This is a genomic window from Streptomyces sp. WG5, assembly GCF_049974565.1.
Taxonomy (GTDB): Bacteria; Actinomycetota; Actinomycetes; order Streptomycetales; family Streptomycetaceae; genus Streptomyces.
On the sequence record NZ_JBNGGC010000002.1, the window covers coordinates 197,094 to 212,020 of the forward strand.

A 14,927-nucleotide genomic window follows, 5' to 3' on the forward strand; every position below is an offset into this window, starting at 1 on the left:
TCAGGGCTTCGCCCCCTCGGCCGGGCGGATCTCGGCCAGCCGCAGTTCGTCTCCGGTGGCGGAGTTCGGTTCGTACCGGATCGACCGTGACAGGCCCAGCAGCCCGTTCATGTGGGCGAGATGGGCGTACTGGACGACGGAGTCGTTCTGCTCGGCGAAGAGGTCGGCGAAGGCCTTCTGACGCCGCTCGCCGGAGAGGGCGCCCGCCTCGGCGATGCGCCGGTCCAGGTGCTCCGTGCCGAACGTCGACTGTGGGCCGTCGCTCAGCAGGTACTGGCTGGCGGTGAAGGCCGCGTCACCGGCCTGGTTGCCGTGCATGATCAGCAGGGCGACGGGGCCGACGTCCTCGGGCAGCGGACGCAGCAGGTACTGGAGGTGGGTGGCGGTGTCGGCCATACGGACCCGGACGTTCAGGCCGATCTCCCGCAGCTGGTACTGCAGGGCCTCCGCCGTCTCCGACACCCCGGAGAACATGCCGTTGCGGGCGACGAGGGTGATCTGCCGGCCGGTGGGCACGCCATCGGCCGACGCCTCCTCCACCAGGGCGCGGGCCTCGCCGACGTCCTGCCGGGTCGGTTCGATCCCGTCGCCGTGTCCCACCACTCCGGGCGGGACCAGTTGGGCCGCCGGTTCGGCGAGACCGCCGAGCAGGGCGTCGATGATGCCCTCGCGGTCCACGGCCAGGTCGATCGCCCGGCGCACCCGGAGGTCGTCGAGCGGGGGCTCTCGGCCGTCCAGCCGCAGCGCGGTCGTCTCGTTGTTGGGGTACGCGGCCGTCGTGTCCTTCTCCTCTTCCATCGGGTCCAGCGCCACGGCGATCTCCGCCTCGCCCTTGTCGATCATGGCCGCGCGCACACTGGCGTCGCCGCGCCAGACGTAGCGGGCCCGTGCGAAGGCGGGGGCCTCGCCCCAGTAGTCGTCGAAGCGGTCGAGGGAGATGGCCGCTCCGGGCTGCCAGGAGCGGACGGCGTAGGGGCCGGTGCCGATCGGGATACGGACTTTCGCCCCGGTGTCCGTCGTGCGGGGCACGATCTCCACGAAGCTCAGACGCAGCGGCAGGATGGGGTCCGGTTGCTCGGTGGTGACGGTCAGTCGGCCGTCGTCGACCGCCTCGACCCGGAGGTCCTCGTCGCCGAAGACGTAGCCCTCGACGTTGCAGGCCAGGTCGGAGTTGACCGCCCGGTCGATGGAGAAGGCGGCGTCCTCCGCGGTGAAGGGCGCGCCGTTCTGGAAGGTCACCCCGGAGCGGATGCCGAAGGTCCAGGTGCGGGGCGTGGTCTGCTTCCAGCCGGTCGACAGCAGGGGGTTCAGCTCACCGGACGCGGGATCTCGTTCGACCAGGGGCTCGGTGATGTTGGACCGGACGACGACTCCGGTGCCGGTCAGTGACGCCTCGCAGGGTTCCAGGGTCGGCGGTTCCTGGGTGAGCACCACCCGCAGGGTGCGGCCGTCGGCGCGGCCGGTGTCGCCACCCGCGCTGTTGGCCACGGCGCACCCACTGGACAGGAGCACGGTGCCCGCCAGCAGTGTCGCGCCGATGGTGCGGGGCCGCCCTGGTGCGGCGCGCCGGGGGGATGGAACGGAGGGCTTCATCGTCGCGTGTCTCCGGGGAAGTGCTGATGTGACGCGTTCCGAACACGGGCGGGGGGTGGGCCGGCCACCCAGAGCTGTCTACACTTGCGCACTCGGTCTGTATCTGTGAACGCGAAGCTAAACCGGGGCACGGGCAGCGTCAAGACATGCGGAGGATCGGACATGGCCCGCCCGCACCCGCCGCACCCCTCCTGGATGTCCACGGACGGGAACGCCGACCACGTATGAGGAGGGCGATGCATTGCAGGAGCATGCGAACGGAAGTCGACGTCGCCGTGACTCTCCCGTGGCCTTGCGGGACCCCCCGGCTCGGCCGGCATGCCGGTGACGTGCTGGACGCCGACCGCGCGCTGCGCGCCGGGCGGTGGCGCAACGTGGCCGACGACCCCGCACTCCCCTGCGGCACGACGCTGACCGGTCGCCGGGCGGGAATCATCGGGTTCGGCAAGACCGGCACCGAGGACGCCCGGCTGCGCCAGGCGGTCGGCCTACGGGTGTCCAGGGTGCTGGAGGAGCGGACGGCGACCCGGCAGCGGTGGCGGTTGCCGTTGCCGTTGCGGTTGCGGTTGCGGTTGCGGTTGCGGTTGCGGTTGCGGTAAGTCGTGGCACGGCCAGGGACCGCCGCGCTCCGACGGGGCTTCCGCACCACGCTGGATCTGCCGGGTGGGCCCGCGCGGACGACCGGCACCGGCGGCCCGGGGACTGCTCGGCCCCGCATGAATTGCGCTTGCCCATGAGACCTGGGAGGAATGGGCATGAGGCGTCGCGGCTTCGGGACGGCCGTCATCGCTGTGTGGCCGAACGGCTCGGACGGAGCTCGGCCGACGGAAGGAAGGAGTCGCCGGTCATGCCACTCTCCCGCGTCCACAACTTCTCCGTCTCGCTCGACGGCTTCGGCACCGGTGAGGGCCAGAGCCACGAGGAGCCGTTCGGCCACGCCGGCGAAAGGCTGCACGAGTGGATGTTCGCCACGCGGTGGTGGCACGAGATGACGGGCCGCCCCGGCGGGACCGGCGGCATCGACGACGCCTTCGCGCGGAAGTTCGCACCCGGGATCGGCGCCGAGATCATGGGTGCGCGAAAATTCGGCCACCCCGGATGGAACGAGGACCCGGAATGGGAGGGGTGGTGGGGGCCCAACCCGCCGTTCCACACCCCGGTCTTCGTCCTCACCCATCATCCGCGCCCGTCGATCGAGATGGAGGGCGGCACGACGTTCCACTTCCTCGACGCCGCGCCCGACAAGGCCCTCGACGCGGCTCGCGAGGCCGCGGGCGGCCAGGACGTCCGCATCGGCGGGGGGCCCACGGTGATCCGCGACTTCCTCACCGCCGGGCTCATCGACCACATGCACATCGTGGTGGTCCCGATCCTGCTCGGCCGGGGCGTGCGCCTCTGGGACGGGCTGGAGGGCCTCGAGAAGCACTACCAGGTCGAGGCCATCTCCTCGCCCAGCGGAGTGACGCATGTGACCTTCACCCGTGCGGGCCTGTGAGCCTCCTCCGCTGCGGACATCGTCGCCGGCAGTGACAGTGCCGGGCCACGGCCTGACGCCTTCGCCGCCATCGCGACCGAATCAGCACAGGGATGCGAAGGGGCGAGTGGGGCCGGTGGGCGGGGTCAGTGGCCAGCGGCCGACGGATTTCTGCCCCGGTGAGCGGGACGAGGTGGAACCGTTTCCGCCTCCCCCTCCGCCGCCGCGCGGGCCGCCGTGGCCGCGAGAAGGGCAGCGCGAGCACGGCCGGGATGATGTGCCTCATCCATCCGACATAGCGGCGGACTTCGTACTGGTCCAGGCCGCACTTGTTCTTCAGGCGACGCGGACCGCACGAGGCCGCAGTGTGCAGCCCGACCGCGTGAGCAAAGCCTCGTCCCCGGCCGGCGCGGGATCGACGCGTACGTGGCGCGTCAAGGCCCCTCCACTGGTCGTGACGCCGGTCCCGCCAGCCCGTGCAGCAGCAGATCCGTGAGGGTGTCGACGACGTGCTGGTCGTCTTCGCCGCCGCCGGGGGGCGTGATCACGGCGTAGTTGAGGGTGACGAGCATCGCGCCCATCGCCACCGCGACGAACTCGGGGTCGCCGGGCAGCCGGTGTCCGCGCTCGACCAGGTACTCCAGGTGCTCCCGGATGGTTCCGGTCTGCTCGCTCAGGTCGCGCCAGGCCCGGCCCGTGCCGGGGTCGTCGGCCACCATCGCCTGGAACAGTGCGAGCGCGACCGGGCGGTTCTGCCGCATCACCGTCCACGCGACACCGACGTGGTCGCGCAGCTGGTCGCGGTCGGTCAGGTCGTGGTCACGTGGGTGCTCCAGGCCGACCATGCGCTCGTCGATCGCACCCTCCATCTCCGCGAGGAGCGCCTGGAGCAGCTCGTCCTTGCCGGCGAAGTGCTCGTAGAACGAGCCGGTCGAGCGTCCGGCCGCGGCGGTGATGTCGGTGATCTTCGTATTGAGGTAGCCGCGATCGCTGAACAGCTCCCGCGCCGCGTCCAGCAGCGCGGCACGGGTCTGCGCCGCCCGGACTTTTCGACTGGCGGTACTCGCCTGCGGCATGTCGTCCTCCCTCGACTGTTGACAGGCGCCAGCGTATCGGAACACACTTTCACCGAATTGCTATTCAGTGAACGTCAATTCAGGGAGACATCGTGCGGACGATCGTGATCGGCGGCGGGATAGCAGGACCCGCCGTCGCCCTTGCACTGCAGCAGACCGGTCACGAGGTGACCGTCTACGAGGCGTACGACGTTCCGGTCGAGGACGTCGGCGCCCACTTCAGCCTGGCGGTCAACGGCCTGCGCGCACTGGAGAAGCTGGGCTGCCTGCGCGAGGTACAGGCGGTCGGATTCCCCATCGACCGGATGCGGTTCTACACGGGGGGCGGCCACCTCTTGGGCGACGTGCCACGCCTTCGGCGCGACGCCGATCCGATGCGCAGCATCTCGCTCCAGCGGGGACGGCTCGTGGCACTCCTGCGGCGCGCGGCGCTCGACGCGGGCGCGCAGATCGTCACCGGCGAACGCCTGGTGGGCGCGACGGAGTCAGCGGACAGCGTGGTGGCCGAATTCGCCTCCGGCCGGCGCGACACCGCGCAGCTGCTCGTGGGTGCCGACGGCATCTGGTCAACCGTGCGCGGGGTGATCGACTCGTCCGCGCCGCGCGCGGAGTACGCGGGGCTCTACGGGGTCGCCGGAATCTCCGCCATGACGGGTGTCGAGCCCGGCGTCTGGAGCCTCGCCTACACGCGCAACGGTGCGTTCGTGTACACCAGTATCGACGAACAGACCCAGTGGTGGACGGCTCAGATCGGGGATCCTGTCAAGCCCGACCTGCGAGGCGTCGACGACGCGCAATGGCTGCGGCGCGTCACCGAGCTGTTCCCGGAGGCAACGCCGAGGGCCCTCCTCGCGGCCACGACATCGATAGCCGCGTCCGGCTACCTGAACGTCTGCGACCCGGTCCAGAAGTGGCACAGCGGGCGCATCGTCCTGGTCGGCGACGCCGCCCACCCCGTCGGCGTCGGACACGGCGCCTCGATGTGCATCGAGGACGCACTGGAACTCGCGGCGGCGCTGAGCGGCGCCCCGACCGTCCCAGCGGCACTCGAGGCCTACGACGAGGCACGCCGCCCGCGCATTGACAGGCTGCTCAAGCACGGGCACAACGCCCGTGAGAGCAAGCGGCCCGGCGCCGTGAAGCGACAGGTCAACGCAGCGAAGATGCGCGTACTCCTCCCGTTCTTCGAACGGGTGCAGGGATACCTGTACGACTACGAGCCGCCTTCCCTGCCCGCCTCGGACGGATCGCGGTCCACCACGCGCTAGACGGTCCGCAGGTCCGACGCCTCGCTCGTGAAGATGGACGCGGGTTGCCGACGATCGGGGTCGGCAGGGCCGCATGCGCGGGGAGGCGCCGGCGCATGACGAGCGTACGAGGGGGTCGGCCGGCAACGGCCGTGACGGGGCGCGGCGCAAGACCGCACTGACCGAGCGTTGCTCGACCCGAACTGATGACAACTCGGTGTGCCGCCGCGTCGAGGACGGTGCTGCGCCACACCCATCGAGAAGGAGAAGCAGTTGCTGAAATCGCGGGTGCGGAAGAACCTGGCCATCGGGCTGGTGATCACGGTCGTCATCACGGCGCTGTCGGTGGTGGTCGCGGACGACGGCAGCAAGATGGAGGAGTTCAGGATGTCGCTGACAATAGGCCTGTTGGTGACGGCGACAGTGACAGGCGGTACCTGGTTACTGCAGCGGATACGTTCGGCACGGTGACCGGCGTCCGCGCCCCGGCCCTGCGGTTGCCGGCGCTGCACCGGCATCACCTCGTCGGCAAGCGCCGCCCAGGTGGCCGGACCACCCTCCTTCCCGGAACGCACCCGAGCGCAGCACGAACCCGTCAGGCTGCGGAACGCCCAGTCGCCCGCGTCGACATCGACCCGATGCGGCTCCGATCCCGGTGAGTAGCGCCTGGTCCCGCTGAGCCTGCCCGAGATCCGCCGCCTGACCGCCCAGCTCGCAGCACGCCTCCTTCCCCCGGTACGACACGCGCCGCCACGTCTGCCGGGGCACCCCCACCGCAGCAGCTCTCGTCATCCGGCTCCGCACGTGCTCACCCGAATCGCCCTGGAGGTCGGCATGTACATTGTCTCGTCGTGATCGAAAGTGTGGGCGGGCGAGTCGTCGCCGACAGGTACGTGCTCGCCGACCGACTGGGCAGCGGCGGTATGGGCACGGTGTGGCGTGCCTGGGACCATCTGTTGCAGCGGACGGTGGCCGTCAAGGAACTTCATGCCGTTGGCGGCGGGTACGAGCAGCAGGCGGCGATGCGGCGTGTGCTGTCGGAAGCGCGGGCGATCGCCCGGGTGACGCACGCGCATGTCATCGACATCTACGATCTGGTGGAGTTCGACGGCGGTCTGTGGATCGTCATGGAACTGGTGCCGGGTGGCTCGCTGAGCGAGCGCGTGCGAGTGAGCGGGCTCCTGTCACCGGTGGAGACGGCCCGCGTCGGACTGGAGATCCTGTCCGCGTTGGAGGCGGTCCACGCCGCCGGCGCGCTGCACCGGGACGTGAAACCGGCCAACGTGCTTCTGCGCGCGGACGGCAGCAGCGTGCTCACCGACTTCGGTATCGCCGCCCTGTCCGGTCACACAGGTCTCACGGGCACGGGGGGCGTGGTCGGCTCGGCCGAGTACATGGCCCCGGAACGCCTGCGCGATCAGCCCGCCGGACCGGCCAGCGATTTGTTCTCCCTCGGCGTCACCCTGTGTTTCCTCGCCTCCGGTCAGACGCCCTTCGCCCGCGGGGACCTCACGGCCACCTCGTTCGCCGTCGCCTTCGAACCGCCCTCCGTCCGCGTCCGGGGCCCGCTGGGCGACGTCATCGAGCAGTTGCTGGACAAGGACCCGGCCAAGCGCCCGTCCGGCGCACCACTCGCGGACGCGCTGCGGTCGATTGTCGACGGAGCTCCCCGAACGGTGCAGGCGACACTGCGGCAGCCGGTGCCGCCCACACGCGCGAACCGGCGCCGCACGGCGGCCGCAGGGGTGAACCGGCGCCGCACGGCGATCACGGGGGCGGTCGCCGTGGTGGTGCTCCTCACCGGAGCGGGCGTGACCGCGTACGTCGCTGGAGACGACCCCGGCTCTGGCTCGTCCCACCAGACCGGGCAGACGTCCACCGGTGCCCACGCAGGCTCGCGTGTGGACGCGGTGATGCCGGTTCCGGGTGCGCGGGGCAGGTTCTGGGTGTTCTCCGGCAGCCAGTACATGGTCGTCGAGACGGGCGCGGACCCGGCGTCGGCGCGGCGGGTGAGCGGGCCGGCCCCGATCGCGCAGTGGCGCAAGACGTTCGGAGGACTGGACCGCTTCACGAACAAGGTCGACGCCGTCCTGCCGGACCCCGGTGACGACCACCGCTTCTGGGTCTTCTCCGGCGACCAGTACCTGCACGTACACATCGCCGGCGACCGCTCCGGCAAGGGCCGCCTCCAGGAACCACGCCCCCTCACCGACTGGAGCAACAGCATCGGCGACGCCCCGGGCTTCGCGCATCGTGTGGACGCGGTGATGCCGGTTCCGGGTGCGCGGGGCAGGTTCTGGGTGTTCTCCGGCAGCCAGTACATGGTCGTCGAGACGGGCGCGGACCCGGCGTCGGCGCGGCGGGTGAGCGGGCCGGCCCCGATCGCGCAGTGGCGCAAGACGTTCGGAGGACTGGACCGCTTCACGAACAAGGTCGACGCCGTCCTGCCGGACCCCGGTGACGACCACCGCTTCTGGGTCTTCTCCGGCGACCAGTACCTGCACGTACACATCGCCGGCGACCGCTCCGGCAAGGGCCGCCTCCAGGAACCACGCCCCCTCACCGACTGGCCGTCCTTGAAGCCGTTCCGGACGGGTTGAACCAGCCAGACCGGTCACCTGACCGGAACGCGGCGGTCACCACATCGCCGACGTGGGAGGGAGACCGGTCTCCGTGAGTTCCCCGGCAGTTGCATGACCGGCCGGACAGCTCCCGGCCGATGCGTCAGAACACAGGTGGCAGTCGGGCCGCGCGGCCTCACATCCGGGATCTCAGAACGTCGACCTCACACCCCGGCGCGAAGGGGTCGAAGCCCTGCTCGATCAGCGGGCGAACTGCCAGCAGGCTTCGCAACGACGACCACGCGTGGATCACGTCGAGGTCGATGTCGGTGCCGTAGCCGGCGATGACGTCGTCGAGGTGCTCCTCGTGTCCGAGTATGAAGGTGGCGAGGTCGTACAGGGCATCTCCCTGACCCGCCTCGGACCAGTCGATGATGCCGGTGACCTCGTCGCCGTCAACGAAGACGTGCGCGATCTGCAGGTCGCCGTGTGTGAACGTCGGAGTCCACGGCCGCAGCGCGGCCTCGGCGACTTGTCGGTTCCGGGTGACCAGGTCGGCCGGCAGGACTCCGTTCGTCACGAGCAACTCGCACTCGTCGGCGAGCTCCTTCGTCAACTCGTCGATGCTCCGGCCAGCCCGGCCAGGCCAGGGCGGCAGCGGCGCGTCGTGCAGCTTCCGCATGGCGGCGCCCGCCGCGGCCCACGCCGCCGGCGACCCGGTCACCGGCCCGCCGAGGCGCCCAAGCGTCGTGCCCGGGAGTGCGGCGGTCGCGAGCACGGGCGGCTTGCGCCACAGGACCTCCGGGGTCGGAACCGGGGCGAGGGACATCGCCTCGACCTCGACGTCGATACGCGCCTGATCGGCGTCCACCTTCAGGAACACGTCGCCGACGCGCAGGGTCGCGCGCTCGGAATGGGCGACGACGACTTTGACCTCATCCATGGGCGACCAGTATCCCGGGCCTGATCGCCGACGTCGCCGGGTTTGTCGCTTGCGATGACGCGGCTGACCGCGTCCCGCTACCCAGCGGCCTCGTGCACGACACCGACCTCTGACCAGGTCAAGCCCACCACCTTTGTCAGGAGCCCTAAGCGGTTCTCGGTTTGCGGGCGGGGGCCTTCTTCGCGGCCGTCCCCCTCGCCGCGGTCTTCTTTTCGGGTGCCTTCTCGACCGGCTTCTTCCCGGCCGCGGCCTTCCTCTTCGGCCCGGGCAACTCGTGCACCTCGGCGCGCCCGCCCTCGCCCCGGGACTCCTTGGCCTTGGAGACGGACTCCTGCAGGGCGGCCATCAGATCCAGCACCTGCCCCGGCTGCTCCTCCCGCTCCGGCGCCGCCGGCGGCGCCCTGTGCTCGCGCTTCGCCTCGATCAGCCCCATGACGGCGTCCGTGTAGGTGTCCTGGAACTCGTCGCCCTCCAGGTCGTCCCGGGTCATCGTGTCCATCAGCGCGAGCGCGCCTTCGATCTCCTCCTCGGACACCTCGACCGGGGGCGGTGTGAGGGAGGAGGGATCACGGACCTCGTCGGGCCAGCGCATCGCGTGCAGCACGATCGCCTCGTCCCGCACCCGCAGCAGGCCCAGCCGTTCCCGGCCCGACCACGCGTACCTCGCCACCGCCACCTTCGACGACCTCGCCAGCGCCTGGCGCAGCAGCTTGTAGGGCTTCGCGGCCACCTGGCCGTCCGGCTGCAGGTAGTAACCGTCGCCGATCCGGATCGGATCCACGGACGACAGCGGAACGAACGCCACGATCTCGATGGCCTTGGCGGCCGGCAGCGGCAGTTCGCGCAGTTCCTCGTCGGTGACCGGAACGATCTGCGTGCTGGTCAGCTCGTAGCCCCTGCCGATCTCGTCGGAGCCGACCTCCCGGTCCTCCAGCTCACAGACCTTGCGGGTCCGGATTCTGCCCTGGTCCGCCAGGTGGTACCGGTGGAACCGGATGCTGTGGTCCTCGGTCGCGCCGACCACATGGATCGGCACCGTGACCAGACCGAACGAGATGGCACCGCTCCAGATCGACCGGGGCATGGGCAGACCTCTCCACAGGAAGCCCCGAGCAACACCAGACTATGAGCGGCACGGCGGCCCCGCACGCGCGCCACCGGCCCCGGCCGCACGCCGGCGCATCCCGCGTGCCATCACGACGGGACGGGCGTAGTGTCCACATATGCGTGATGTTCGGTGTGGCTGGCGTCGAGCAGCCCTGCCGGAGCCTGCGCGGATTCGGGCGGACATCTGATGGACGCCGCGATGGCTGCCGTGGTGCGGGAGAGCGGGGCGTTCGGAGGGCTGTTGTACGTGCTGCCGCCCGGCGACGACGCCCTGTGGCAGGTCCTGGTCGCGGGGGTCCCCCAGGAGTTCGCCACTCCGTGGATGCGCGTCGCGCTGACCGATCCGATGCCGGTGGCGGACGCCGTCCGCGAGCGGCGCCTGGTATGGGTCGGTGGCCGGGAGGAGATGGCGCGCCGGTATCCGCGGCCGGCGCTGGTACTGCCGTACGACTTCGCGCTGGCGGCCACTCCGCTCGCATCGGGTGCCACGCCCCGGGGCGGACTGGTGCTGCTGTGGCCCGGGACCCATCCGGCGCAGCTGAGCCCCGAGGAACGCGACGTCATCCAGAAGGGCTGCCGCCACCTGGGCGGGCTCCTGCAGCAGGCGGCGGACCGCGGCGATCCGCTGCTGCCCGCGGACCGGCCCCGGACCCTGCCGCCGCCGGCCCGGCGCACTCCCTCCCCCAGCGAGGCGACCACCCTGTCGGCCTTCGTCGACCGCCTGCCGGGCGGGTACTGCTCGCTGGACCTCGACGGACGCATCACCTTCCTCACCCAGGCCGCGGCCGACCTGCTCGGTGCCGGTCGGGACGATCTGGTGGGTGCCCTGCCGTGGGAGGCGCTGCCGTGGATGGACGTCCCCCACGTCGAGGACCGCTACCGGGCCGCGCTGGTCAGCCGCCGGCCGCAGGCCTTCACCGTGCTGCGCCCCCCGGAGACCTGGCTGGCCTTCGAGCTGTACCCGGACGCCACCGGCCTCAGCGTCCGCATCGCTCGTGGCAGCCCGGCCGACGATGCCCCCCTGCCGGGTTCCGTACCGACCGCCGGACCCAGCCGCGCCGCCGTTCTGTACCACCTGATGCATCTGGCCTCCACCCTCACCGAGGCGGTCGGTGTCCAGGACGTGGTCGAGCAGACCGCCGACCAGTTGCTGCCCGCACTGGGGGCGCAGGCGATGGTGCTGATGACCGCGCAGAACGGCCGCCTGAGGATCCTCGGCCACCGCGGCTACCGCACCGAGATCATGGACAGATTCGACGCCGTCCCCCTGAGTTCGGACATCCCCGGCGCCAACGTTCTCGCCACCGGCGTCCCGGGCTTCTTCGCGTCCTTCGCCGAAATGCAGCGCGCCTACCCGGCCACCGTGCACGAGGACGGGATGGCCGCATGGGCCGTGCTGCCGTTGATCTCGTCCGGCCGCCCCATCGGCTCCCTCCTCATCGCCTACCAACGGCCCCACGCCTTCCCGCCCGGCGAACGAGCCGCTCTCACCTCACTGGCCGGACTGGTCGGGCAGGCACTGGACCGTGCCCGTCTCTACGACGCCAAGCACCACCTCGCCCACCGCCTGCAGTCGGCCCTGCTGCCGCACACCCTCCCCCGTGTGCCCGGCCTCGAGGTCGCCGCCCGCTACCTTCCGGCCGCCCGCGGCCTGGGCATCGGCGGCGACTTCTACGACCTGATCCGCCTCGACGAGCACACGGCCAGCGCCACCATCGGCGACGTGCAGGGCCACAACGTGGACGCCGCGGCCCTCATGGGGCAGGTGCGCACCGCCGTCCACGCCCACGCCACCGTGGGGGCGACCCCCGACGACGTCCTGGCCCGTACCAACCGCCTGCTCACCGACCTGGACCCCGGCCTGTTCACCAGCTGCGTCTACGTCCACCTCGACCTCGCCACGCAGCGCGCCTGCCTGGCCACCGCCGGCCACCCGCCCCCTCTCGTGCGCCATGCCGACGGACGCACCGAACTCCTGCGGATACCCCCCGGACTGCTGCTCGGCATCGAGCCCGACACCGTCTACTCGGCGCTGGAATTCAGCCTGCCGCCCGGCAGCGTTCTCGCCCTCTACACCGACGGACTCGTCGAAGCCCCCGGAGTCGACCTCGACGACGCGATCGCGGCCCTCGCGGGGCTCCTCGAGCACGCCGACCCCACCGATCTCGACGCCATGGCCGACACCCTCATACGGCACGCGCCCGCCCCCGGCGACGACATCGCCCTGCTGCTCATCAGTCCCCGTACGTGACGCGGGGGCACTCCCACGGCCGGTGGATCGTTTCGCAGACAAGAAGGACAAACGCCGGTCGACACAGGCCGGCAGCGGAGGAGAAGACCCCTGATGAAGCACCAGAAGGTGTGCGATCTGATGAGCGACGCCGTGGTCCGCGTCCAGCGCGGCACACCGTTCAAGGAGATCGCACACCTGCTGCAGGAGTACGACATCACGGCGGTGCCCGTCGTGGACGAGGAGAACCGCCCCGTGGGGGTCGTGTCCGAGGCGGACCTCCTGCAGAAGATGTGGGGCACGGATTCCGACCGTTCCCCCGCGTACGAGGAGCGGACCCGGCCGGACGGTGGCAAGGCGTCCGCCACGGACGCGGCGGGCCTCATGACCTCCCCCGCGGTCTGCGCCCGCGAGAGCTGGAGCGTCGTGGACGCCGCCCGGGTGATGGCCCGGCACGGCATCAAGCGGCTCCTGGTCGTCGACGAAGCGGGGCGGCTGATCGGGGTCGTCAGCAGAAGCGACCTGCTGCGGGTCTTCCTGCGCACGGACCGGGCGATCCGAACCGAGATCATCGAAGAGGCCCTGGTCAACGCCCTCGGTCTGGCTCCCTCGTCGGTGCAGGTGGATGTGACGCACGGACATGTCGTCCTCAGCGGCCGGCTCCCCGACCACGTGTCCGTCCCCGCGCTGGAAGAACACTGCCGCCGCGTCGACGGCGTCGTCGCCGTGGAGTTCAGGCCGGCGGGAGAGACCGACGCCGGGGGCTCGGTTTCCGTCGGTCCCTGACCTCGTCGCGAAGTCCGGAGAACTTGTCGGGATTCGTGACGAGGTAGATGCCGGAGACCTGGCCGCCTTCCGGAGACAGATCCACGACCATGACGGCGTACGGGGAATCGCCGGTGAAGACCACCGCGGCGGGGTCGCCGTTCACGCTGCGGAACCGCACGTCCAGGCCGTCCGGCGGCCGGGAGGCGAAGCCGGCCAGCGTGCGTGCCACCTTGTCGCGTCCGTGGACGGGCCGCAGGGCCGCACGCGCCTTGCCGCCACCGTCCGTCCACAGCGTGACGTCGGGGGCCAGGATCTCCATGAGCGTGGCCAGGTCACCCCCGAGGGCCGCGGCCACGAAACGCTCGGTCACCTGCTGCTGGAGGTACGGGCGCGTACGGAAGCGGGGACGTCGGGCCCGGACGTGCGCGCGAGCCCGGTGGGAAAGCTGACGCACGGCGGCCGGGGTGCGGTCGAGGATGTCGGCGATCTCCGTGTGGGCGTATCCGAACACCTCGTGGAGGACGAACACCGCCCGCTCCAGGGGACTGAGGGTTTCCAGCACCACCAGGAGCGCCATCGACACGGATTCGGTACGCAGTGCCTGATCGGCCGCGTCGGCGACGTCCTCGGTGACGAGCGGTTCGGGCAGCCACGGCCCCACGTAGGTCTCGCGGCGCCGCCGGATGCCGGCGCGCCGGGCGAGCGCGTGGTTGACCGCCACGCGCACGAGGTACGCCCGCGGATTGCCGATGGCCTCCTGCGGGGAGCGACGCGTCCTGTCCGCCCACGAGAGCCAGGATTCCTGGAGTACGTCCTCGGTGTCCGCGACACTCCCGAGCATGTTGTAGACGACGGAGAACAGCAGCTCGCGATGGTCGACGAACACCTGTGTCGCCGCGTCCACCGTGCCGTCCGCCACCGAGTCCTCGGGCCCCTCCCGCATGGCACACCTCCTGGTTCGGACACTCCATCCAAGATGCGAACGCCCCGCGGAGTGTGACATCCGGCCGGAGACAATTCCCTCCCCCTCCCCGGATCGCCGGTGTCACATTCGGTCTCCCCGCCGCCTCTTGAACGGTGAGTGAACAGCGAAGCCGGTACGCCGGCACCACCGATCACCGATCTGGACGGAGAGCCGCATGAAACTCGTGATCTTCGGGGCGAACGGACCCACGGGACTGCTGGCCACCGCACAGGCCCTCGCCGAGGGCCACAGCGTCACCGCCGTGACGCGCCGGCCCGGCGCGTTCCCGCTGAGCGGACCACGGCTGCACGTGGTGCGTGCGGACGTACGCGACCCGGACGCGGTCGCACGCGCCGTAGCGGGACAGGAGGCGGTGGTCTCCACGCTCGGGGCGCCCTACGGCCGCGCCCCCGTGACGGTGTATGCGGACGGTGCCACCCACATCGTGAAGGCCATGACGCGGCACGGGGTGCGGCGCCTGGTCTGTGTGACCTCCACCGTGCTCTTCGGCGTGCCCGCTCCGGGCGAGTCGCTGCTCTTCCGCAAAGTACTGGAACCCTTCATCACCGGCTTCCTGGGCCGCACGGTCTACGACGACATGCGGCGCATGGAAGCCCTGCTCGCCGACAGCGACCGCGACTGGACCGTGATCCGCCCCGCCGGACTCTTCGACGCCTCGGTCGTGAGCGACTACCAACTGGCCGAGACGCGCCTGCCCGGCCGGTACACCGCACGCGCCGATCTCGCGCACGCGCTGCTGCGCCACGCGGTGGGTGACTTGTCCGGGCGCCATCTGCGCACGTTCGTCGACGTCCGCACCACGGAAGGCGTTCCGGGCCTCCTCGATGTCCTCAGGAAGGAGGCGTTCGGGTAGGACGCGCGCCCGTGCCCGTCTCCGGGAAAGGGAGGCGGGCACGGGCGGGGTGCGGTCGGACTCCACTGTGGACTCCAGCGTGTGGGGCGA

The 14,927-nt window shown here is 71.0% G+C and carries 13 protein-coding genes; 8 read left to right on the forward strand and 5 right to left on the reverse strand.

Annotated features, from left to right (window positions below):
* On the reverse strand, window positions 1–1,593 hold the full coding sequence (locus ACP4IX_RS02810; protein ID WP_426554661.1) for an ABC transporter substrate-binding protein: 1,593 nt from the start codon (window positions 1,591–1,593) through the stop codon (window positions 1–3).
* Between the two features lie 329 nt (window positions 1,594–1,922).
* On the opposite strand from ACP4IX_RS02810, the gene ACP4IX_RS02815 reads away from it, so the two are divergent.
* Both ACP4IX_RS02815 and ACP4IX_RS02820 read left to right on the forward strand, forming a co-directional pair.
* A complete protein-coding gene (locus ACP4IX_RS02815; RefSeq protein ID WP_426554662.1) occupies window positions 1,923–2,192 on the forward strand; it encodes an NAD(P)-dependent oxidoreductase in 270 nt (89 codons plus the stop codon).
* Window positions 2,193–2,440: 248 nt separating this feature from the next.
* A complete protein-coding gene (locus ACP4IX_RS02820) occupies window positions 2,441–3,088 on the forward strand; it encodes a dihydrofolate reductase family protein (protein ID WP_426554663.1) in 648 nt (215 codons plus the stop codon).
* A 413-nt stretch (window positions 3,089–3,501) separates the two neighbouring features.
* On the opposite strand, the gene ACP4IX_RS02825 is transcribed toward ACP4IX_RS02820, so the two are convergent.
* Entirely contained in the window at window positions 3,502–4,143 is a 642-nt protein-coding gene (locus tag ACP4IX_RS02825; RefSeq protein WP_426554664.1) for a TetR/AcrR family transcriptional regulator, read from the reverse strand.
* Window positions 4,144–4,235: 92 nt separating this feature from the next.
* Between ACP4IX_RS02825 and ACP4IX_RS02830 the strand changes: the two genes are divergently transcribed.
* The 3 genes from ACP4IX_RS02830 to ACP4IX_RS02840 all read left to right on the forward strand — a co-directional run bounded on the left by ACP4IX_RS02830 (window position 4,236) and on the right by ACP4IX_RS02840 (window position 7,990).
* Window positions 4,236–5,411, forward strand: a complete 1,176-nt coding sequence (locus tag ACP4IX_RS02830) for an FAD-dependent oxidoreductase (RefSeq protein ID WP_426520231.1) — start codon at window positions 4,236–4,238, stop codon at window positions 5,409–5,411.
* Window positions 5,412–5,663: 252 nt separating this feature from the next.
* Window positions 5,664–5,861 carry a hypothetical protein gene (locus tag ACP4IX_RS02835; RefSeq protein WP_426554665.1) on the forward strand — a complete coding sequence of 66 codons (198 nt, stop codon included), beginning with the start codon at window positions 5,664–5,666 and terminating at the stop codon, window positions 5,859–5,861.
* A gap of 380 nt (window positions 5,862–6,241) precedes the next feature.
* Window positions 6,242–7,990 (forward strand): protein kinase domain-containing protein, encoded by a 1,749-nt coding sequence (locus tag ACP4IX_RS02840; protein WP_426554666.1) that lies wholly within the window; start codon window positions 6,242–6,244, stop codon window positions 7,988–7,990.
* Between the two features lie 157 nt (window positions 7,991–8,147).
* Here the strand turns inward: ACP4IX_RS02840 and ACP4IX_RS02845 are convergent, their stop codons facing one another.
* Together ACP4IX_RS02845 and ACP4IX_RS02850 are read right to left on the reverse strand one after the other, a co-directional pair.
* Window positions 8,148–8,894 (reverse strand): phosphotransferase family protein, encoded by a 747-nt coding sequence (locus ACP4IX_RS02845; protein WP_426554667.1) that lies wholly within the window; start codon window positions 8,892–8,894, stop codon window positions 8,148–8,150.
* 145 nt (window positions 8,895–9,039) lie between these two features.
* Window positions 9,040–9,978, reverse strand: a complete 939-nt coding sequence (locus ACP4IX_RS02850; protein WP_426554669.1) for a Ku protein — start codon at window positions 9,976–9,978, stop codon at window positions 9,040–9,042.
* A 210-nt stretch (window positions 9,979–10,188) separates the two neighbouring features.
* On the opposite strand from ACP4IX_RS02850, the gene ACP4IX_RS02855 reads away from it, so the two are divergent.
* Entirely contained in the window at window positions 10,189–12,252 is a 2,064-nt protein-coding gene (locus ACP4IX_RS02855; RefSeq protein ID WP_426554670.1) for a SpoIIE family protein phosphatase, read from the forward strand.
* 93 nt (window positions 12,253–12,345) lie between these two features.
* Window positions 12,346–13,017 carry a CBS domain-containing protein gene (locus ACP4IX_RS02860; protein WP_426520219.1) on the forward strand — a complete coding sequence of 224 codons (672 nt, stop codon included), beginning with the start codon at window positions 12,346–12,348 and terminating at the stop codon, window positions 13,015–13,017.
* Here the strand turns inward: ACP4IX_RS02860 and ACP4IX_RS02865 are convergent.
* Complete coding sequence (locus ACP4IX_RS02865) at window positions 12,965–13,942, reverse strand: RNA polymerase sigma-70 factor (protein WP_426554671.1); 978 nt, start codon at window positions 13,940–13,942, stop codon at window positions 12,965–12,967. The two genes, ACP4IX_RS02860 and ACP4IX_RS02865, sit on opposite strands and share 53 nt — an antisense overlap.
* 196 nt (window positions 13,943–14,138) lie before the next feature.
* Here ACP4IX_RS02865 and ACP4IX_RS02870 point away from each other — a divergent pair, with 196 nt between their 5' ends.
* Window positions 14,139–14,837: an NAD(P)-dependent oxidoreductase gene (locus tag ACP4IX_RS02870; protein WP_426554672.1), complete on the forward strand. Its 699-nt coding sequence runs from the start codon at window positions 14,139–14,141 to the stop codon at window positions 14,835–14,837.
* Window positions 14,838–14,927 lie beyond the last annotated feature (90 nt).

Excerpts from the sequence above, each read along its gene's own strand:
- ACP4IX_RS02820 (WP_426554663.1), top strand. The coding sequence starts at position 2,441 with ATGCCACTCTCCCGCGTCCACAACTTCTCCGTCTCGCTCGACGGCTTC.
- ACP4IX_RS02870 (WP_426554672.1), top strand. The coding sequence starts at position 14,139 with ATGAAACTCGTGATCTTCGGGGCGAACGGACCCACGGGACTGCTGGCC.
- ACP4IX_RS02860 (WP_426520219.1), top strand. The coding sequence starts at position 12,346 with ATGAAGCACCAGAAGGTGTGCGATCTGATGAGCGACGCCGTGGTCCGC.
- ACP4IX_RS02810 (WP_426554661.1), bottom strand. The coding sequence starts at position 1,593 with ATGAAGCCCTCCGTTCCATCCCCCCGGCGCGCCGCACCAGGGCGGCCC.
- ACP4IX_RS02825 (WP_426554664.1), bottom strand. The coding sequence starts at position 4,143 with ATGCCGCAGGCGAGTACCGCCAGTCGAAAAGTCCGGGCGGCGCAGACC.
- ACP4IX_RS02865 (WP_426554671.1), bottom strand. The coding sequence starts at position 13,942 with ATGCGGGAGGGGCCCGAGGACTCGGTGGCGGACGGCACGGTGGACGCG.
- ACP4IX_RS02845 (WP_426554667.1), bottom strand. The coding sequence starts at position 8,894 with ATGGATGAGGTCAAAGTCGTCGTCGCCCATTCCGAGCGCGCGACCCTG.
- ACP4IX_RS02850 (WP_426554669.1), bottom strand. The coding sequence starts at position 9,978 with ATGCCCCGGTCGATCTGGAGCGGTGCCATCTCGTTCGGTCTGGTCACG.
- ACP4IX_RS02855 (WP_426554670.1), top strand. The coding sequence starts at position 10,189 with ATGGACGCCGCGATGGCTGCCGTGGTGCGGGAGAGCGGGGCGTTCGGA.